The 19,884-nt window shown below is 63.2% G+C and carries 16 protein-coding genes and 3 tRNA genes; 5 read left to right on the top strand and 14 right to left on the bottom strand.

The genetic code is table 11. The features are described 5' to 3' along the window. Positions 1 to 5: 5 nt before the first annotated feature. The 4 genes from IEG05_RS01390 to nfi form a co-directional block, all read right to left on the bottom strand. Positions 6 to 2,036, bottom strand: coding sequence for a methyl-accepting chemotaxis protein (locus IEG05_RS01390; RefSeq protein ID WP_191121528.1), 2,031 nt, complete (start codon positions 2,034 to 2,036; stop codon positions 6 to 8). Between the two features lie 265 nt (positions 2,037 to 2,301). Further along, positions 2,302 to 3,138 (bottom strand): regulatory signaling modulator protein AmpE, encoded by an 837-nt coding sequence (ampE, locus tag IEG05_RS01385; RefSeq protein ID WP_191121527.1) that lies wholly within the window; start codon positions 3,136 to 3,138, stop codon positions 2,302 to 2,304. A gap of 15 nt (positions 3,139 to 3,153) precedes the next feature. Further along, positions 3,154 to 3,705, bottom strand: coding sequence for a 1,6-anhydro-N-acetylmuramyl-L-alanine amidase AmpD (gene ampD, locus IEG05_RS01380; protein WP_191121526.1), 552 nt, complete (start codon positions 3,703 to 3,705; stop codon positions 3,154 to 3,156). Positions 3,706 to 3,807: 102 nt separating this feature from the next. Next, the gene (nfi, locus tag IEG05_RS01375) at positions 3,808 to 4,536 is read right to left on the bottom strand and encodes a deoxyribonuclease V (RefSeq protein WP_045665480.1); all 729 of its coding nucleotides are present in this window, start codon (positions 4,534 to 4,536) and stop codon (positions 3,808 to 3,810) included. Positions 4,537 to 4,693: 157 nt separating this feature from the next. Here nfi and IEG05_RS01370 point away from each other — a divergent pair, with 157 nt between their 5' ends. Next, positions 4,694 to 5,689 (top strand): GlxA family transcriptional regulator, encoded by a 996-nt coding sequence (locus IEG05_RS01370; RefSeq protein WP_191121525.1) that lies wholly within the window; start codon positions 4,694 to 4,696, stop codon positions 5,687 to 5,689. A gap of 69 nt (positions 5,690 to 5,758) precedes the next feature. Here IEG05_RS01370 and zapE read toward each other — a convergent pair whose 3' ends face one another. From zapE to IEG05_RS01355, 3 genes are all read right to left on the bottom strand, one after another. Next, positions 5,759 to 6,853, bottom strand: coding sequence for a cell division protein ZapE (zapE, locus tag IEG05_RS01365; protein ID WP_046619340.1), 1,095 nt, complete (start codon positions 6,851 to 6,853; stop codon positions 5,759 to 5,761). A 163-nt stretch (positions 6,854 to 7,016) separates the two neighbouring features. Beyond that, positions 7,017 to 8,375, bottom strand: coding sequence for a tryptophan--tRNA ligase (locus IEG05_RS01360; protein ID WP_191121524.1), 1,359 nt, complete (start codon positions 8,373 to 8,375; stop codon positions 7,017 to 7,019). Between the two features lie 49 nt (positions 8,376 to 8,424). Continuing rightward, a complete protein-coding gene (locus tag IEG05_RS01355; RefSeq protein ID WP_046619223.1) occupies positions 8,425 to 9,051 on the bottom strand; it encodes an alpha/beta hydrolase in 627 nt (208 codons plus the stop codon). A gap of 138 nt (positions 9,052 to 9,189) precedes the next feature. Here IEG05_RS01355 and IEG05_RS01350 point away from each other — a divergent pair, with 138 nt between their 5' ends. After that, positions 9,190 to 9,621, top strand: a complete 432-nt coding sequence (locus IEG05_RS01350) for a Z-ring associated ZapG family protein (protein ID WP_003298586.1) — start codon at positions 9,190 to 9,192, stop codon at positions 9,619 to 9,621. Positions 9,622 to 9,673: 52 nt separating this feature from the next. On the opposite strand, the gene nadC is transcribed toward IEG05_RS01350, so the two are convergent. Then, the gene (gene nadC, locus IEG05_RS01345) at positions 9,674 to 10,522 is read right to left on the bottom strand and encodes a carboxylating nicotinate-nucleotide diphosphorylase (protein ID WP_044315717.1); all 849 of its coding nucleotides are present in this window, start codon (positions 10,520 to 10,522) and stop codon (positions 9,674 to 9,676) included. A gap of 425 nt (positions 10,523 to 10,947) precedes the next feature. Here nadC and IEG05_RS01340 point away from each other — a divergent pair, with 425 nt between their 5' ends. The 3 genes from IEG05_RS01340 (at position 10,948) to IEG05_RS01330 (ending at position 14,847) form a co-directional block, all read left to right on the top strand. Further along, positions 10,948 to 13,203: a DUF1631 domain-containing protein gene (locus IEG05_RS01340; protein ID WP_046619220.1), complete on the top strand. Its 2,256-nt coding sequence runs from the start codon at positions 10,948 to 10,950 to the stop codon at positions 13,201 to 13,203. Positions 13,204 to 13,324: 121 nt separating this feature from the next. Continuing rightward, on the top strand, positions 13,325 to 13,498 hold the full coding sequence (locus tag IEG05_RS01335) for a DUF3094 family protein (RefSeq protein ID WP_003298581.1): 174 nt from the start codon (positions 13,325 to 13,327) through the stop codon (positions 13,496 to 13,498). A 53-nt stretch (positions 13,499 to 13,551) separates the two neighbouring features. Further along, positions 13,552 to 14,847 (top strand): NAD(P)/FAD-dependent oxidoreductase, encoded by a 1,296-nt coding sequence (locus IEG05_RS01330; protein ID WP_023447169.1) that lies wholly within the window; start codon positions 13,552 to 13,554, stop codon positions 14,845 to 14,847. A 118-nt stretch (positions 14,848 to 14,965) separates the two neighbouring features. Here the strand turns inward: IEG05_RS01330 and IEG05_RS01325 are convergent. The 6 genes from IEG05_RS01325 to rluD all read right to left on the bottom strand — a co-directional run bounded on the left by IEG05_RS01325 (position 14,966) and on the right by rluD (position 19,846). Beyond that, positions 14,966 to 15,041 (bottom strand) — tRNA-Lys (locus IEG05_RS01325). A gap of 5 nt (positions 15,042 to 15,046) precedes the next feature. Further along, positions 15,047 to 15,123: transfer RNA gene (locus IEG05_RS01320), tRNA-Pro, on the bottom strand. Positions 15,124 to 15,132: 9 nt separating this feature from the next. After that, positions 15,133 to 15,208, bottom strand: a tRNA-Asn gene (locus IEG05_RS01315). A 195-nt stretch (positions 15,209 to 15,403) separates the two neighbouring features. Beyond that, complete coding sequence (clpB, locus tag IEG05_RS01310) at positions 15,404 to 17,968, bottom strand: ATP-dependent chaperone ClpB (RefSeq protein WP_014819067.1); 2,565 nt, start codon at positions 17,966 to 17,968, stop codon at positions 15,404 to 15,406. Positions 17,969 to 18,140: 172 nt separating this feature from the next. After that, entirely contained in the window at positions 18,141 to 18,875 is a 735-nt protein-coding gene (gene pgeF / locus IEG05_RS01305) for a peptidoglycan editing factor PgeF (protein ID WP_046619216.1), read from the bottom strand. Beyond that, positions 18,872 to 19,846, bottom strand: a complete 975-nt coding sequence (gene rluD / locus IEG05_RS01300) for a 23S rRNA pseudouridine(1911/1915/1917) synthase RluD (RefSeq protein WP_014819065.1) — start codon at positions 19,844 to 19,846, stop codon at positions 18,872 to 18,874. The genes pgeF and rluD overlap by 4 nt, the downstream gene beginning before the upstream one ends. Positions 19,847 to 19,884: the final 38 nt, after the last annotated feature.

Below are 19,884 nucleotides of genomic sequence, written 5' to 3'. Positions count from 1 at the left end.
CTCGGTCAGACCCGGAACGCGCCGATCAGCTGCTGCAGGCGTCCCACCAGCTGGGACAGTTCGCGACTCGCCTGCTCGGTTTGCCCGGCGCCCTCGGCGGTGCGCTGGCCGGCCTCGTTGATCGCGACGATATTGCGATCGATATCGTGCGCCACGGCTGTCTGCTGCTCAGCCGCAGCGGCGATCTGCTGGTTCTGATCGACGATCAGCCCCACCGCGCCGAGGATGTTTTCCAGCGCCTGCTCGACCCGCCCCGACTGGCCTACGGTGTCTTCGGCCAGCGTATGGCTGGCATGCATGGTTTTCACCGCTGCGCCGACACCATTGTGCAGGCGAGCGATCATCTGCTCGATTTCCGCGGTGGACTTCTGCGTCCGCTGCGCCAGCCCACGCACCTCGTCTGCGACCACCGCGAAGCCACGGCCCTGCTCGCCCGCACGCGCGGCCTCGATGGCCGCATTGAGGGCCAGCAGGTTGGTCTGCTCGGCGATGGTCTTGATCACGTCCAGCACCTGGCTGATCGCCTTGCTGTCGTCGGCCAACTGGTTGATCACCTGCACCGACTGCTCTATCTCGCCGGCCAGCCGCTGGATACCGCCGACCTGCGCTACCACCAGCTCGCGCCCGCTGACGGTTTCCTCGTTGACGCTCTGTGCGCTGCCAACTGCGGCCTCGGCACTGCTGGCGACCTCCTGGGCGGTGGCGGACATCTCGTTCATCGCCGTGGCGACCTGCTCGATCTGCCCACGCTGCTCGGATACCGTCTGATTGCTCTCGCCGGAGACGCTTTCGACCCGCTGTGCCTGGCGTTCGACTTCGGCGACGGTCTGCCCGACTCGCTCGATCAGCTCGCGGATCTGCGCCACGGTGGTATTGAACACCTGGCCCAGCTCGCCAAGCTCATCGCGGCTCTGTACCTGATAGCGCACGGTCATGTCACCGGCGGCGACCTTGTCCATGATCCTGCCGAGACTGTGCAGCGAGGCGCGCGTCGAGGCGTAGAAGCCTGCGTACAGATACGCCACCAGGCACAGCACCACCGCCAGTGCCGAAAGCAGCAGGGTCATGAGCAGGCGCTTCTGCTCCAGCCGCTCGGCAAGCTCCACCTCGAGGAAACCGAGAATGGCGTCGTTCAGCTCGTAGGTCTTGGCCATCTGCGCGCTGATGCGCTCGTAGAACTGCTCCCAAGGCAGGTCCAGCGCCTCGGCCATGATCACCTCGTCCTGCAGAATTTCGCTGCTCGCCTGCAGGGACTCACGACTGGCGGTGGCGAAGGCGTCGAGCCGGGTACGCGCGGCCTGGCTTGCGCCCAGGGCATCCTGCAACTGTGCGGCGTACTGCGCCTGCTGCTTTTCCAGTTCCAGCACGAGGTTGTCCAGCGTATTGCTGGCATCGGAGTTCAGGTAGCCCTGGCCGAACGTGTAGGAGCCCACCGCGCGCCCCTCGCCGAGCGATGCGCTGATGGCCGGGGTTACCGTGGTCAGCAGCTCGGCCAACAGACGGACCTCACGCTCGAGATCCTGGCTGAGGCCAGACTGGCCGGCGACGAGCTTGATTATCACCTGCGACTGACCCAGCAGGGACTCGGCCATGGCTGCCTTGGACTGCAACGATTGCTCGGCCTGGGCGGCGTTCAGGCCGGTCACCAGCTCGTCGCGACGGGCATTGAATTCGGCCACCTGCTCGGGCGCATCGCCAACCGGCGCGAGCGCCTGCAGCTGCGCCGTAAGCTCGCTTTCGACGCGGTTCAGACGGGTCTTCAACGCCTCGACATTGCCGGTCTGGCCGATGATCGACTCGATATGCACGAGGTCTTTCCAGTCTTCCATGCTACGCCGCACCTGCAGGGTCGAGCCAAGCAGCTCGAGGCTTTGCAGCTCGTTACGGGTACCGACATACGCCCGGTACGAGTCGCGCACCAGGTAGTAGTTGCTCAGCAGCATGGGAACGAAAAACAGGACGCTGACCAGGCTGAACTTCATGCCGAAGCTCAGGCGGTTCATGAACGCGATCGCGGGATACAACAGGCTATTCACACGACGTCTCCCAATTTTATTGGTATTGGCTTGCACGCAGTTGCAGCGCGCAGCAGGGCTCGTCAGAGAGTGGCTTCTGCCCGGGTTATACGGGATATCGGTAAGCGTTTTTGTAACTTAAGGTAATGGCCAAATGATGGCTCTTCGACAGGTATCAACCAGACGCTCGGCGAGGCGTCTGGCCTGCGGGTTACAGCGATTCGGCGGTGCCCCCACATACAGAGGCGTTATGGACGTCCATTAGCGGCGCCGCTGGCCAAAAGCCTCAGGCGAGGATCGTCCAGACTGCGATCACCGCATACCAGAACACCCGTGTACGTACGAGCAATGCCGCGATCCCGTCGAGCCTCGCGATGCCCGCCTCGCCGTCGACCGCGGGCGGCAGATCGGCGGCCAACGGACCGGCATCGGCCAACAGCCGCCGAGCTGGCACATCCCAGCTCAGTAACTCGTGCAGCAGCGCACGGTTGACCGCGACGAAGTTGCCGACCAGCGCAAAACTGCCGAGCAACACCCGCACCGGCAACCAGTCGAAGGCATGCCGCAGCTGCTCAGCCCGCTCGCGCAATCCTTCGAGCTCAGTGTGCTCGGCGCACAGCGCCAGCAGCCGGTACGCCAGCGCCGCCATCGGCCCGAGCAGCAGGTACCAGAAGATCACCGCAAAAAAACCCTCGTAGCTCCGCCACAGCAGCCAGGACTGCACCGCTGCCAACAGGCTCGGCGGGTCCTGCGCCTGCAGGCCGGCGTCACGTTCGGCGGCCAGCGCCGCGGCTTCCTCATCTCCACGGCGCCAAGCGTCGCGGAACGCACCGAGTTCAGCCTTGGCATGGCCGCGGCCGAGGCTGTAGAGCAGCACCAGCAGATGCACCGGCAGGCTCAGCCACCCGTAGGCCAGCGGTTCCAGTGCCAGCAGAACCAGGCCGAGCAGCAGCACTGGGAGCAACACCAGCAACAGCAGCGCCAGCCAGGGCGTCTGTCGCAGACGCGGGTTGGCCTCCGCCTGGCGCAGGCGCGTCAGCCAGGGGCTGTCGTATTGCAGCCGCGGGCGCCAATCAGAGAACTTCTCCACCAGCAGCACGAGCAGGATCACCAGAAAACTCATCGTCCTTTCCTTTCGTCAGCAGGTAATGGAAGCCGCACGCAGCCGCTGCCAGTCGAATGCCGGGCCGGGATCGGTCTTGCGCCCCGGCGCGATATCGCTGTGGCCGCAAACCCGCCCGGGGGTAATCGCTGGAAACGCGCCCTGCAGTACCCGGCACAATCCGATCAGCGCCTGGTATTGCGCCTCACTGAAGGGTTGGTCGTCAGTCCCCTCCAGCTCGATGCCGATGGAGAAATCGTTGCAGCCCTCGCGACCGTCGAAGCAGGACACGCCGGCGTGCCAGGCACGATCCAGACAGGAGACGAACTGAGTGATCGCGCCATCACGCTCGATGAGAAAATGCGCCGACACCTGCAGCTCGGCGATCTCCTCGAAAAACGGGTGCTCATGGCATTGCAGACAATTCTGGAAGAACTGCTGAACCTTGCCGGTGCCGAACTGCCCCGGCGGCAGGCTGATGTTGTGGATCACCAGCAGGGAAATCTCGCCGGCCGGCCGCTGGTTGAAGTTCGGTGACGGGCAGTGGCGAACGCCCTGACACCAACCGGTAGCGCAATCCAGAATCATCGTAGGGTCCGAGCTGACAACAGGCCCGCAGGCTAGCGCCTGCGAGACGCCAGCTGCAAGCGTCGCCACGGTCGCGGGCAATCCCGGTTACAACTGCTTTAACTACTCGGCCGCTCCAGACAAGCGCCGCGCGGCGGCCTTTTCTTCCCGCCGCGATGCCAGCCGGTCGGCCAGCCGGGTCGGCTCCGGCAGGCGATAGCGCGTGACATAACGCATCACCAGCTGCGGTGCGGTGACGATGCTGACCCGGTTACCCGGGGAAATGATCAGCGGCCGCACCTTGTCCTTGCTGCGCAGCACGCAGCCGATCACTTCGCCGGTCTTCTTGTCGCGCAACTCGACCTGTGCACCACGCGCCAGATCCAGCTCGTCGTGCGCCCCGGTGAGCAGCTTCTTTGCCACGCCGATGGTGGGCAGGCCGGTCACCACGCCCAGGTGAGCAGCAATGCCCAGGCGGCGCGGGTGGGCGATGCCGTGGCCGTCGGAAAAGATCAGGTCGGGAACGGCCGGCAGTTCGCCGAGCGCCTGCAGCACCGCGGGTAGCTCACGGAACGAAAGCAGGCCCGGAATGTAGGGCATGTTCGTCGGAATTCGCGCCAGGCTGCTGCCGACCAGCTCCAGGGTATCGGCATCCAGCAGCACTGCCGCGGCGCGGGTGATAGTGCCACCATCCTCGAAACCGACATCCACCCCGGCGATCAATCGCAACGGTGGGAAGTCATCCTGCAAGCTCACCTGCGCCGCCAGGCTCTGCTGCATCGCACGCGCTGCGGCCGGGCTGCCGTCCCAATCGCCAAAAGGGGCTGTCGGATACTGACTGCTTTCACTCATCTCTTCGCTCCTGTGCATCAGCCGTTCGACGCCGGGTCGCCGTGACGGTTCAGCCGCATCGCTTCAGGGAAGGCTGGACAGATGCACTCAAAAATAGGACGCTCCAGCCGCCACACGGCAGATTTACCCTGTTACTCACCACAATAATTAGAATCGCATGCCCAATCTCGCCTCGATCCAGCGCGTCAGCATACTTGCCACCGAAGGGGTGTTCGCCTCGACACTCACCCAGGCCAAGGATTTCTTCCACATGGCCAGCCTGCGCTATGGCAAACAGCTCGGCCTTGACCTCACCCCTGCTTTCGAAACCCGTCTGGTCAGCCCGGACGGCAAGGCGGTGAATACCTTCAGCGGTATCGCCATCGCCGTGGATAGTCCGCTGGACGACGCCGACATGGTGATCCTGCCGGCCTTCTGGGGAGATTTCGATGCGCTCTGCGCGCAGCATCCGCGTGTGATGCCCTGGTTGCGCGAGCGTCACGCAGCAGGCAGCGTCATCTGTGGCGAAGCCACCGGGGTGTTCTGGATGGCCCAGGCGGGCCTGCTGGAAGGCCGCGAGGCGACCACCCACTGGCGCTTTGCCAATGACTTCGTCGAGCGCTTCCCCGGTGTGGCTTTCAGCGCCGACAAGCACCTCACCGACAGCGACAACCTCTACTGCGCAGGCGGCACGACCTCGGCCTGCGACCTGTACATGTATCTGGTCGAGCGCTTCTGCGGCGCACACGTGGCCCAAGGCATGGCGCGTGACGTGCTTTACGAGCTACAACGCAGTTACAGCCCAGGGCGCTTGGGTTTCGGCGGGCAGAAGCTGCATCTGGATACGCGGGTTTTGCAGATACAGGAATGGCTGGAAGCCAACTTCGCCGAAAAGTTTCGCTTCGAGGACGTGGCGCGGCAGCATGGCATGAGCATTCGCAACTTCATGCGCCGCTTCCAGGCAGCCACCGGCGACAAGCCGCTGCACTATCTGCAACGCCTGCGGATCGAGACGGCGAAGAGCCTGCTCGCCACCACCGGCAAGAGCATCAAGACGATCAGCTACGAAGTGGGCTACGACGATGCGAGCTTCTTCGCCCGCCTTTTCCGCCAGCACACCGAGCTGTCACCCAATCACTACCGGCAGAAGTACCGACCGGAAGCCCAGGGGTGATCGCTGGCGGCCGGCGGTCGCTGCGCGCCGAAGCGAGGAGGACCGCCGCGGCGACAGCGCCGGGGCGTATCAGGGCTTGTGCGGACGCGACAGGTACTCGTGGGACTGCATCTCCAGCAGCCGGCTCAGGGTGCGCTGGAATTCGAACTCCAGACGCCCACCGGTATACAGGTCCTTGAGCTCCACCTCGGCGGAGATGATGAGCTTGACGTTGCGGTCGTAGAACTCGTCGACCAGGTTGATGAAACGCCGCGCCATGTCGTCCTTGGTGACGCTCATCTGCTCGACGTTGGCCAGCAGGATGGCGCCGAAGATCTTGCCCAGTTCGATGTAGTCGTTCTGGCTGCGCGGGCCGTCGCAGAGCTCGCGGAACTCGAACCAAGCCACGTCGTTGCCGGTCTTCACCGCGAGGATTTCACGGTTCTCGATCATCAGCGCGTCGTTGTTCACGACCCGGCAGTTCTCCGGCAGCAGGCTCTTGAAGCTGCGCTCCAGGCTCTGTTCGGCCTCGGCGTCGAGGGGGAAGTGGAACAGTTCGGCCTGCTCCAGCGCTCGCAGGCGATAGTCGATGCCGCTGTCGACGTTGACGATCTCGGTGTGCTTCTTCAGCAGGTCGATCGCCGGCAGGAAGCGGGCACGCTGCAGGCCGTCCTTGTACAGGCCGTCGGGCACGATGTTGGACGTCGCCACCAGGCTCACGCCGTTCTTGAACAGCTCGTCGAGCAGCGTGGCGAGGATCATCGCATCGGTGATATCAGAGACGAAGAATTCGTCGAAGCAGATCACCCGGGCCTCGTCGGCGAAGCGCTTGCCGATGATGGTCAGCGGGTTCTTCTCGCCCTTGAGGGTTTTCATTTCCTCGTGCACGCGCTTCATGAAGCGGTGGAAGTGCGTGCGCATCTTCTGCTCGAAGGGCAGCGCGTCGAAGAAGGTATCCACCAGGTAGGTCTTGCCGCGGCCGACGCCGCCCCAGAAGTAGATGCCCTTGATCGGACCCTGCTGCTTCTTGCCGAACAGCTTGCCGAGCAGGCCGCTCTTGCTGCGATCGTCGGCGACCAGGTCGTCGTACAGACGCTGCAGGTGACGCACCGCGTTTTCCTGGGCGGCATCGTGGAAGAAGTCAGGACGTTTCAGGTCGGCCTGATAGCGCTCAAGAGGAGTCATGGCGGAGTCTGGGTAGTGAAACGGGGCCGACACTTTAGCGGCGCCCTCGGTGGTTGGCAATTTACTCAGGTCGTTCAAGCGTCAGCCCTCCTGGGACACCCGTACTTGGAAATCACCGCGTCGCCGAGCGCACCCATCGGCTGCGCCCGGCCAGCCAGCAGCGTTACTCGACAAGCGTGGCCAGCGCCTCGCGCACCCGCAACATGGCGGCGTCGAGCGCTTCGGCGCTCTCGTAGTGCGGGCTGTCGGCGATGCATTCGTCGTCCAGCCACAGGGTGAATTGATCGCCTTCGTCCTCGCGAAGTTCCAGCGCGTCTGGCCCGCCGGCAATCAACCGCTGGGTCAGGCTGCCGATCGCCTTCGGGTTGCTCAACGGACGGGACAGCAGCAGCTCCTCGCCGTCGGGCGCGAAGAAACGAAAGCGGAACGCGCCGTCGGCGTCGCGGAAGCTGGCGAAGCGCGCCACCTTGCTGGACTTCTTCTTGGCTGGCGCTGCACTTTTAACTTCGCTGCGGAAGTTGCGCAGGCCCACCGCCTCGCGCAGCTCACCAAGGAACGGCGTGGCGATTCGGCGCGCCTTGGCCGCGCCCGCCTGGAGAATGTCCTCCAGCTCGGCGGGCTTGGTGATCAGCTGGTGATACAGCTCGCGCGCCTCGCCCAGCTCGTTGTCGAGCAGCTCGAACAGGCGCTGCTTGGCATCGCCCCAGGCCAGCCCGTCGAGCAGCTCCTGGCGGAACGCATCCTGCTGCTGCGCGGTAGCGAACGCCTGGTAGAGGGTGAACAGGTGCGAGCTGTCGGGGTCCTTCGGCTCGCCCGGCAGGCGCGAGTCGGTGACGATGCGTGCGATCGCGCCCTTGAGCTCCTTGGCGCTGCCGAACAGCGGAATGGTGTTGTCGTAGCTCTTCGACATCTTGCGTCCGTCAAGGCCGGGCAGCGTGGCGACGCCTTCCTCGATCACCGCTTCCGGCAGGGTGAAGAACTCACGACCGTGACCGAACAGATGATTGAAGCGCTGAGCGATATCGCGGGCCATTTCCACATGCTGGATCTGGTCGCGGCCAACCGGCACCTTGTGCGCGTTGAACATCAGGATGTCCGCCGCCATAAGCACCGGGTAGCTGTAGAGCCCCATGGTCACGCCGGCATCCGGGTCCTCGCCGTTCTCGACGTTCTTGTCCACCGAGGCCTTGTAGGCGTGGGCGCGATTGAGCAACCCCTTGGCGGTGACGCAGGTGAGCAGCCAGGTCAGCTCGGGGATTTCCGGAACGTCGGACTGACGATAGAAGGTCACGCGTTCGGCATCGAGGCCGCATGCCAACCAGGTCGCGGCAATCTCCAGGCGCGAGCGCTGGATACGCAGCGGGTCATCGCACTTGATCAGCGCGTGGTAGTCGGCCAGGAAATAAAAGGAATCGGCGGCCGCGTCGCGGCTGGCCAGGATGGCCGGGCGGATCGCGCCGGCGTAGTTGCCCAGGTGCGGCGTGCCGGTGGTGGTGATACCGGTCAGGATGCGGGTAGTCATGCAGTCATTCTCGATCGTTGAGCGCGGCGGAGAGAAGCAGGTTCGGGCATCAAAGCCGCGGGGCGACCAGCTCCTTCAATTCCACCAGCTTGCCATGAAAAAAGTGGCCGCATTCTGCCACTTTCAGCCGCTCATGGGGGTGCTGCAGCTGCGCGGAAAAGGTGTACACGGACTCGGCATCGATGACCTCGTCCTGCTCCGGCTGGATGATCGTCAGCTGGCAATCGTCAGCCAACGACAGCTCGACGAGGCGCGACACTGCCGGCGCCACCATCATCAGCCGCTGTACCGCCACGCCCTCCGCGTTCAAACGGTGGGCCAGCTTGCCGGCGACGAACCCGCCGAAGGAGAACCCCAGCAGCGTCAGCGGCAGCTCCGGATTCTGCTCGCGCAGCCAACGCAGCGCAGCCTCGGCGTCATCCACCTCGCCCTCGACCATGTCATGCGCGCCGGCGCTGCCGCCGACACCGCGATAATTGAAGCGCAGCGTGCTGTAGCCGGCGTCGCGAGCGGTGCGCTGCAGGGTCGAGACCACCTTGTTCAGCATGGTGCCGCCCTTGACCGGGTTCGGGTGGCAGATCAGCGCCAGCCCCACTGGCTGAGGCTGGTCGAAGTAAAGCGCCTCAAGCGCCCCGCAAGGGCCGTCGAGAGTGAGGGGGGTTTCGCGTTTCAACAAAGCAGGAACTCCGTGACCTTGGGACGAGTCGACTCGTCTTGCTAACTAGCTGCCAATAACCGCCGCCTCGCGTCGCGGTATACAGAGCAGGTACGAGACGTTAACGTAAGCACAGCCGTTTATATAGAGGAAGGACTCGTGGAACAGACCCTCGCGACCTGGTTGCTCCCGATCGTCGGCCTGATCGCCGGCATCGCCATCGGTTATCTGGTGGCACGCAGCAGCGCACCAAACCGCACACAGCGTCAGGTCGATGACCTGCAAGAGCGTTTCGACACTTATCAGAGTGAGGTGGTTACCCACTTCAACACCACCGCCAGCCTGCTGCGCAAGCTGACCAACAACTATCAGGACATTCAGGATCACCTGTCCGACGGCGCCAGCCGCCTCGCACTCGACGAACAGACCCGTCAACGCCTGATGGCCGCACTGCACAGCGAAGAGAACCACGGCACTCGTGAGCGTCTCTCGTCGCCGGCCTTCACCGAGCCGCCGAAGGACTATGCGCCCAAGGGCGACGACACCCCCGGCACCCTGCACGAGAATTTCGGCCTGAAAAGCCGTCACTGACCGATCCGCCTGGCGCAGCCGCTGCGCCAGGCACCGCAACCTCGCCCCGCCCTTACTGCCGCAAGCGCATCGACAGATCCACCGCCCGCACATGCTTGGTCAGCGCGCCGATGGAGATGTAGTCCACCCCCGTTTCCGCCACGCTGCGCAGCGTTTCATCGCTGATACCGCCCGACGCTTCGAGCTTGGCCCGCCCGCCATTGATGGCCACCGCGGTGCGCATGTCATCCAGACTGAGCTCGTCCAGCATGACGATATCGGCACCTGCTAGTAGCGCCTGTTCGAGCTCGTCCAGACTCTCCACCTCGATCTCCACCGGCTTGCCCGGCGCGATGCGATGTGCAGCAGCAACCGCCTCGGCGATGCCACCGCAAGCGGCGATGTGGTTTTCCTTGATCAGGAAGGCGTCGTACAAACCGATGCGGTGGTTGTGGCATCCACCGCAGGTAACGGCATACTTCTGCGCCAGGCGCAGCCCGGGTATGGTCTTGCGCGTATCGAGCAAACGCACGCCGGTCCCGTCTACCATGTCCGCGTAGTGACGACAGCGAGTCGCCACACCCGACAGCAGTTGCAGAAAATTCAGCGCACTGCGCTCGCCGGTGAGCAGCGCCCGCGCCGGCCCCTCAAGATGGAACAGCACCCGGTCAGCCCCGACACGGTCACCATCGGCAACCTGCCAGTGAACCGCAACGCGTGGGTCGACTTGGCGGAATACGGCGTCTACCCATGCCGTTCCACTGATCACTGCCTCCTCGCGAGTGATGACCGACGCATGCGCCAGCCGCTCGACTGGAATCAACTGCGCGGTGATGTCGCCACTACCGACGTCCTCGGCGAGCGCGCGACGAACGTTGGCATCGATTTCTGCAGATAGATCGGCAAGTGTAAGATTCGGCATGGCTGACTCCTGAAGATTGCGCGGAGTATAAAGGCTGATCGCTCGCTAACGCAGCGCCAACCTGCGCATCCGGGACGGGTATTCGAGAGGCTTTTTTTACCTCCCGGCGGAAAACCTGCGAGTATCTGTGAGCCAAGTCATGTCCAATGAAAAACCGGCCTTGGCATCGCAATCCGATGCTTATAATGCCCTTCAAGAATATTGACGCCACCGAAATGGCGACGCCTTGCTGACGAGGTGTCGTTGTAAAATCAGACCGCTCGGCTATGCTGCGCTGGATCCGGTTCGACAGAAGAAACCCGCACTAGATTGCGGGCTCGCCCGGAACCTTCCGCCTTGCCCTGCCGATTTGGTTACCCTTACAAGACGCTGTTTGAAGCTGGCGTTGTGACCGCCGTTAAGCAGGCGACCGCAGGAGAGTCTCGATGCGAACCGATGCGAAAGTGGTGCACCTGAACAAGGCAGCCCCTGAGCACAAGCCTTCTTCACCAGCAGGCCGCCTGCCTGTGGCGCTCATCAGCGTGCGCGACAAGGCCGCCCAACAGCTGCGTCAGGCCTTGCAGTCGCTGTTCGACAACGCCGATGACTCGCTCTTCGAGATCGCCGATCGTGCGAGCAGCAACGTCGAACAGAACGCGTTTTTCGAAGCCATGCGTGATTTGCGCATGAAGCGCCGCAACATCGAACGCGGGTTTCTGCAACAGCTGTTCGAAGCATTCGCCAAGCTCAATCAGTATGAGATCGGCAAGCCGCCGGTGCTGGACAATGTGTCGTTCGACAGTCTTTCACTTGTGCAGAACGATGAGCTGGAAGAGTCGGTAGCCGTCGACACCATGGTCGCGAAAGTCATGAGTCGTGCGGCTCAACCGCTGGGGCACCTGACCACTCGTTTCAATGCGCTGATCAGCAAGAAGCTCGATGACAAGAGCAACCCGCTCGGCCCACACGCACTCTGCGACTACTTCATCGAGGCCAGCAGCAGCCTTGGGGTAGAGATCAAGGTCAAGCTGATCATCTTCAAGCTCTTCGAAAAGTACGTGCTCGGGGATATCGACCAACTCTATGCCGAAGCCAACCAGACCCTGGTCGCTGCCGGCATCCTGCCAGAGCTGCACTCCGCCCCGCCCCGCCGCCAGCAGCGCCCCGGCGCGCCAGCCGGAAGCCATGCACCATCGGCACCACCTGGCCAGGCTGCACATGTCGACGAGGGACTGCAGGAAGCCGCATTCAGCGCACTGCACAGCCTGCTTTCAGAGCTCCGTGGCAGCAGCATGCTGCCGGCGCGCAACATCCCCAGCGATGCGATCCCGATCTCCAGTGGCGACCTCCTCCGCCTGCTGTCGCACATGCAGGCGCGCGCGCCGCAGACCGTCGACGAGTTCGATCTTCAGGAGCAGCTGGCCGGCCTGCTGAGCCGAGTCAGTACCAAGACCGGCAAGTCCCGCGTGGTCGGCGAGATAGACGACGACGTGATCAACCTCGTCTCCATGCTGTTCGAATTCATACTCGATGACCGCACCCTGCCCGATTCGCTAAAGGCCCTGATCGGTCGTCTGCAGATCCCGCTTCTCAAGGTCGCGGTATTGGACAAGACCTTCTTCAGTCGCGGCAGCCATCCGGCACGCCGCCTGCTTAACGAGATTGCCTCGGCAGCGATGGGCTGGGGCGATCAGGATGAAGCGCAGCGGGACAGTCTCTACCAGAAGATCGAGCAGATCGTGGCTCGACTGCTCAACGACTTCACTGACGATCCGGCCATTTTCTCCGAGCTGCTGGCCGACTTCCTTGCCTTCATCGGCGATGAGCGCCGCCGTAGCGAGCTGCTCGAGCAACGCACCCGCGATGCCGAGGAAGGCCGCGCCAAGGCCGAGATCGCCCGACAGGAAGTTGAGCGCGCCCTGAACCAGCGCTTGCTCGGCAAGACGCTTCCGGAAGTCGTGGTGCGGCTACTGCAGGAAGCCTGGAGCAAGGTTCTGCTGCTTACCTGTCTGAAACACGGCACCCAGTCCGAAGAGTGGCAGGCCGCCCTGGACACGATGGACGATCTGGTGTGGAGCGTTACCCCTCACGAAGACGAAGAATCGCGCGCACGCCTGCTGGAGCTGGTCCCGAGCCTGCTTAAAGCGCTCCGCGACGGACTGGTCAGCGCCGCCTTCGACCCTTTTTCCACCGGCGACTTCTTTACCCAGCTCGAAGCGCTCCATGTCCAGACCCTGCAGCGCTTCCAGCAACCGCAGAGCGCCCCCAGCGAGGCGCCAGCGGACGACAGCACTTCAGCGGAGTCGGCGGCCACTCCGATAGCAACCACACCGGCAATGGTCGAAGTGGTCGACGAGATCGTCCTGCTTGCACCTGGCGAGAGCCGCGAGCAGGAACCGGAAATCAGCCTGCCGGATAACGATGTCGCGCTGGTCCAGGTCGACAATCTGCGCGTCGGCAGCTGGGTGGAGTTCCAGGAAGACGAAGAACACAAGCTGCGCTGCAAGCTGGCAGCGGTGATCAAGCCCACCGGCAAGTACATCTTCGTTAATCGCACCGGCATGAAAGTCCTGGAAAAGACCCGCATGGGCCTGGCGACCGAATTCCAGCGCGGCGCCATTCGGCTACTCAACGACACCCTGCTGTTCGACCGCGCGCTGGAGTCGGTCATCGGCAACCTGCGCAAGCTGAAGAACACCTGACCACCCCCAAGGGCGTGCCGCCCGGCATGCCCGCCAGCCCTCCGCGCGGCAAAGCGCCGCACTTCGCGCTTGGCTTTTGACCCTGCACAGCTAGAATGCCTGCATTCCATTCGAGGTGCCCATGCCCAGCCGCCTGAAGCCCGAAGATCAGCAGCGCGTCGATGAATACCTCCGCGCCCCGCAACACCAGGTCGAGCGCCAGCCGTTTCGCCCCTGGCTTCTTCTGCTTGTGGTACTGGTCGTGGTGATCGGGCTCGGGTTATTGAGCCGCCTCTTGAGCCGCCTTGTGCTTTGAGCTCCGCTCGCCAGGCCGCCCCGCCGTTTCCCTTGCAGCTATGAGTCACTCCCATGTCACATCGAGTCGTAATCGTCGGCGGTGGCGCCGGCGGTCTGGAGCTTGCTACCCGCCTGGGTAGAACCCTGGGCAAGCGTGGCAAAGCCCGCATCACCCTGGTCGACGCCAACCTCACACACATCTGGAAGCCGCTGCTGCACGAAGTCGCCGCCGGCTCCTTGAACTCGTCCGCTGACGAACTCAACTACGTCGCTCAGGCCAAATGGAATCACTTCGAGTTCCAGATGGGCCGCATGGCAGGCCTGGATCGCGCGAGCAAATGCATTCGACTGGAAGCGACGCGCGACGAGTTTGGCGTGGAACTGGTCCCGTCACGCGCACTGAACTACGACACGCTGGTGATTGCCGTCGGCAGCACGACCAACGACTTCGGCACCTCGGGGGCTTCCGAGCACTGCATCTTCCTTGATACGCGCGAGCAGGCCGAGCGCTTCCACCGGCAACTGCTGAGCCATTACATGAAGGCGCATGCAGGCGAGGGAGCCTCGAGCAACATCAGCATGGCCATCGTCGGAGCCGGCGCCACCGGCGTGGAACTGGCTGCAGAACTGCTGCACGCCGCCAAGGAGCTGGCGGCCTACGGCCTCGATGGCATCAAGCCGGAGGATGTAAACATCACCCTCATCGAGGCCGGCCCGAAAGTCCTGCCGGCACTGCCTGAGCGCATCAGCCAGCCGGTGCACCAGACACTGCTGGACCTGGGTGTCACGGTGCTCACAGGCGCCGCCGTCAGCGAAGTCACCGCCGAGGGCCTGCACACCAAGCAGGGCGAGTTCGTCCAGGCCAGCCTCAAGGTGTGGGCCGCCGGGATCAAGGCACCCGCCTTCCTTCACGAACTGGATGGCCTGGAAACCAACCGCATTAACCAGCTGGTCGTCCACCCGACACTGCAGAGCACGCGCGACGAGAACATCTTCGCGTTCGGCGACTGCGCCGCCTGCCCACAGCCGGACAGCGACCGCAATGTCCCCCCCCGTGCACAGGCAGCCCACCAGCAGGCCTCGATGCTGGCCCGCTCGATCCACAACCGACTGGAAGGCAAGCCGCTGCCGACCTATCGCTACAAGGACTACGGCTCACTGATTTCGCTATCAAGCTTCTCGGCAGTAGGCAATCTGATGGGTAACCTGACCGGCAACGTGATGCTCGAAGGCTGGCTGGCACGAATGTTTTATATCTCGCTCTACCGCATGCACCAGATCGCGCTGTATGGCATCGCTCGCACGCTGCTGATGATGCTTGGCGACAAGCTCAGCCGCACGACGGAGCCGCGCCTGAAGCTTCATTGACGCAGACAAGGCGCACCCCCGGGTGCGCCTTGAATGTGCCGAGAAGAAATCGCAGGCAATAAAAAAGCTGGATGTCCGCGAGGACATCCAGCTTTTCATGCTTCCTGAGAAGCCCGTATGGTGGGTCGTGTAGGATTCGAACCTACGACCAATTGGTTAAAAGCCAACTGCTCTACCAACTGAGCTAACGACCCAAAAATGGTCGGGGTAGGGGGATTCGAACTCCCGACATCCTGCTCCCAAAGCAGGCGCGCTACCGGACTGCGCTATACCCCGATTGGAATTTGGCTCCGCGACCAGGACTCGAACCTGGGACCCAATGATTAACAGTCATTTGCTCTACCGACTGAGCTATCGCGGAACAACTTCAATTCCAGCTCTTCAGCGTTACGTTACCGCCTCAGAGGCGCGCCATTTTACGGTTCCCGGCTCGCCTGTCAACCCCAAAAATGCGATTCCTGACAACACTTTGCGTTCACCCGGCGGCACCCGCGAAAACGCTGCTCCAACACGGCTACCTGCGAGGTGTGCTGCACCCCGCAGGTAACCACCCGACTCAATCGAAGACGATCTGCTCGCCCTCTACCCGCGCCTTGACGCTGCTACCCGGCGCGAACTGACCGGAGAGGATCTGCTGCGCCAGCGGATTCTCGATCCAGCGCTGGATCGCCCGCTTGAGCGGCCGCGCTCCGTAGACCGGGTCGTAACCGATGGCGATCAGCTTGTCCATCGCCTCCTGACTGAGCTCCAGGCTCAGTTCGCGTTCGGCCAGACGCTTGCGCAGGCGCCCGAGCTGGATGTCGGCGATACCGGCGATCTGCTCGCGACCCAACGGATCGAACACCACCACCTCGTCGATACGGTTGATGAACTCCGGTCGGAAGTGATGCGCCACCGCATCCATCACCGCAGCCCGCTGCGCATCGGGATCACCAACCAGCTCCTGGATCTGCGCAGAGCCCAGGTTGGAGGTCATCACGATCACCGTGTTCTTGAAGTCCACCGTCCGCCCATGACTGTCGGTCAGGCGGCCGTCTTCGAGCACCTGCAGCAACACATTGAAGACGTCTGGATGGGCCTTCTCTACCTCGTCCATCAACACCACCGAATACGGTTTGCGACGCACCGCTTCGGTCAGGTAACCGCCTTCTTCGTAACCGACGTAGCCCGGCGGCGCACCGATCAGGCGCGCAACGGAGTGCTTCTCCATGAACTCGGACATGTCGATGCGGATCATCGCCTCCTCGGTATCGAAGAGGAACTCGGCCAGCGCCTTGCAAAGCTCGGTCTTGCCCACCCCGGTCGGGCCGAGAAAGAGGAACGAGCCGCTCGGACGATTCGGGTCGGCCAGACCGGCGCGCGAGCGGCGCACGGCATTGGATACGGCCACCACGGCTTCGTGCTGACCGATGACGCGAGTGTGCAGCATGTCCTCCATGCGCAGCAGCTTGTCGCGCTCGCCTTCGAGCATCTTGGAGACCGGAATACCCGTCCACTTGGAAACCACCTCGGCGATCTCCTCATCGGTCACCTTGTTACGCAGCAGCTGGTTTTCTTTCTTGCCATGCTGATCGACCATCTCCAGGCTGCGCTCGAGGTCCGGAATGATGCCGTACTGCAGTTCGGCCATGCGCGCCAGATCACCCTTGCGCCGCGCTGCTTCGAGCTCAGCCTTGGCTTGTTCGATCTTCTGCTGGATCTGCGCCGAACCCTGCACCTCGGCTTTCTCCGACTTCCAGATTTCTTCCAGATCGGCGTATTCGCGCTCCAGCTTGGCGATGTCGTCTTCCAGCTTGGCCAGGCGCTTCTTGGTGGCCTCGTCGTCTTCCTTCTTCAGCGCCTCACGCTCGATCTTCAGCTGGATCAAGCGGCGATCCAGGCGATCGAGCTCTTCGGGCTTGGAGTCGATCTCCATGCGGATACGGCTGGCGGCCTCGTCGATCAGGTCGATGGCCTTGTCCGGCAGCTGGCGATCGGTGATATAGCGGTGGCTGAGCTTGGCCGCAGCGATGATGGCGCCATCGGTGATGGTCACGCCATGGTGCACTTCGTAGCGCTCCTTGAGGCCACGAAGAATGGCGATGGTGTCTTCCTCGCTTGGTTCGTCGACCAGCACTTTCTGGAAGCGACGCTCCAGGGCGGCATCCTTCTCTATGTACTGGCGGTATTCATCGAGAGTAGTGGCACCTACGCAGTGCAGCTCGCCGCGCGCCAGGGCAGGCTTGAGCATGTTGCCGGCATCCATAGCACCTTCCGCCTTGCCCGCGCCGACCATCGTATGCAGCTCGTCGATGAACAGGATGACGCGACCCTCCTGCTTGGACAGCTCGTTGAGCACCGCCTTGAGGCGCTCCTCGAACTCGCCGCGGAACTTGGCCCCGGCAATCAGCGAGCCCATGTCCAAGGCCAGCAAGCGCTTGTCCTTGAGCCCGTCCGGGACTTCACCGTTGACGATGCGCTGGGCCAGCCCCTCGACGATGGCGGTCTTGCCCACGCCCGGCTCACCGATCAGTACCGGGTTGTTCTTGGTCCGCCGCTGCAGCACCTGGATGGTGCGGCGGATCTCGTCGTCACGACCGATCACCGGGTCGAGCTTGCCGTCCTCGGCGCGCTTGGTCATGTCCACGGTGTATTTGTCGAGCGCCTGCCGCGATTCTTCGGCGTTGGGATCATTGACCGCATCGCCGCCGCGCAGATTGCTGATGGCGTTCTCCAGCGCTTTCTTGCTTACACCCTGAGCCAGCAGCAGCTTGCCCAGACGGGTGTTGCTGTCCAGCGCTGCCAGCAGCACCAGCTCACTGGAAATGTATTGGTCGCCCTTCTGCTGGGCGAGGCGGTCAGCCTGATTGAGCAGGCGCGCGAGGTCCTGCGAGAGATTCATGTCGCCGGTGGGGTTCTGTAGCTTCGGCAGCTGGTCGAGCTCTTTGGTCAGCGCCTGACGCAGCGCTGCGATGTCGAAGCCGACCTGCATCAGCAACGGCTTGATCGAGCCGCCCTGCTGCTCGAGCAGTGCCTGCATCAGGTGTAACGGCTCGATGGAGGGGTGATCCAGGCCGACAGCTATGGACTGGGCATCGGAGAGCGCAAGCTGCAGCTTGCTGGTCAAACGATCGATACGCATGGATGTTCATCCTCATGTGAAGCAGGCCGGCGGCATGACTCGCGCCATATACGAAACCTGCGAGATGCAGCATAGATGAGGATGATTGTTGGAGATTCAAGGCGGATGACATTGATGCAGGTCATGCCAGGACCGCAGAGTCATGGCTGACTTCACCGCTAGCGCGCCAATATCACTCGAGCCAGATCAGACTGGCGAAGCGGCCTGTGCGCGCGGCACGCCGATAGGAGTAGAAGCGCGGATCACTGAAGGTGCACAACCCGCCACCGTAAACCGCGTCTACGCCCGCGGCAGCCAGACGGATACGCGCCAGCTGGTAGATATCCGCCATGAAGCGTCCCGGGTTGCGACTTGCAACGAACGCCGCGGCAGCCGACGAATGCTGCGCGAGGAATGCATCGCGCACTTCGGGCCCGACCTCGAATGCCGCCGCCCCGATCGCCGGCCCCAACCACACCAGCAGTTCATCGGCAGGTACCGCCAGCGCTTCGAGCGTCGCCTCGAGCACACCACCAGCCAGCCCGCGCCAACCAGCGTGAGCCGCGGCGACTCGGGTCGCAGCATGATCACAGAAAAGTACCGGCAGGCAGTCCGCAGTCAGTACCGCACAGGCCAGACCCGGCGTCTCGCTCCAGCTAGCATCGGCAGTCACGCGATTTCCTGGAGCGGCCTGGACAGCGACACTCGAATGCACTTGCTCCAGCCAGACTGGTTGGCAACCGAGCACGTCCTGAAGATGCTGGCGATTCCAGGCCACCGAAGCAGGCTCATCACCGACGTGATCACCCAGATTGAAGCTGTCGAACGGAGCGCGACTGACGCCGCCCTGCCGCGCGGTCACACAGGCGCGAATGCCGGGCGGAGCAGGCCATTCCGGCACGAGCCAGTCACCGCCCCACGCACTCACCCGACGAAGGCCTCTCGGTCCTGTTGCAGCAGCGTCAGCAGCCAGACGAAGTCATCCGGCAACGGCGACTCCCATTTCATCCTCTGCCCGGTAACAGGATGATCGAGTTCGAGGAAGCGCGCGTGCAGCGCCTGGCGAGGGAACTCGCGAAGCGTTTGCACCAGCGTCGGATTCGCCGCCGGCGGAATGCGGAAACGCCCGCTATACAGCGGATCACCGACCAGTGGATAGCCAAGATGGGTCATGTGCACCCGAATCTGGTGGGTACGCCCGGTTTCCAGCTTGACCCGCACATGGGTGTGCGAGCGAAAGCGCTCGAGCACGCGGTAATGGCTGACCGCCGGCTTGCCGCCCTCCACCACCGCCATGCGCTGACGCTGCTGGCCATGCCGACCGATCGGCGCGTCGACCGTACCACCAGTAATGATCACGCCGATGACGATCGCCTCGTAGATGCGGCTGACGCTACGCGCCTGCAACTGCTCGACCAGCCGAGTCTGCGCCTGCAGCGTCTTGGCCACGACCATCAGACCGGTGGTGTCCTTGTCCAGGCGATGAACGATGCCGGCACGCGGGACGTTGATCAGGTCCGGCACGTGATGCAGCAATGCATTGAGCAGCGTGCCGTCGGCATGGCCGGCCGCAGGGTGCACAACCAGGCCAGCAGGCTTGTCGATCACCAGGATCTGATCGTCCTCGTAGACGATCTCAAGCGGAATGTCCTGCGCGACCCACTCGCCCTGCGCCTGCTGTTCGGCACTCAGTTCGAGCACGGCGCCTGCATGCACGGTGTCGCGAGGGCGCAGCACGGCGCCATCCACGGTGAGCAGGCCATCCTTGATCCAGGCCGCGAGACGCGAGCGCGAGTGTTCGGAAAAGAGCTGCGCCGCAACCTGATCGAGACGTTGCCCGCCAAGGTCAAACGGCACTTCGGCGCGGAGTTGGATGGCCTGTTTGGAAGTCGTGGACATACGGCGAGATAGGTTCGTCTGAGAGAGGCAGGCGACAT

The organism is Stutzerimonas kunmingensis (assembly GCF_014764705.1).
In the GTDB taxonomy this organism is placed as follows: Bacteria; Pseudomonadota; Gammaproteobacteria; order Pseudomonadales; family Pseudomonadaceae; genus Stutzerimonas.
This window is presented reverse-complemented; position numbering and strand designations above follow the sequence as displayed.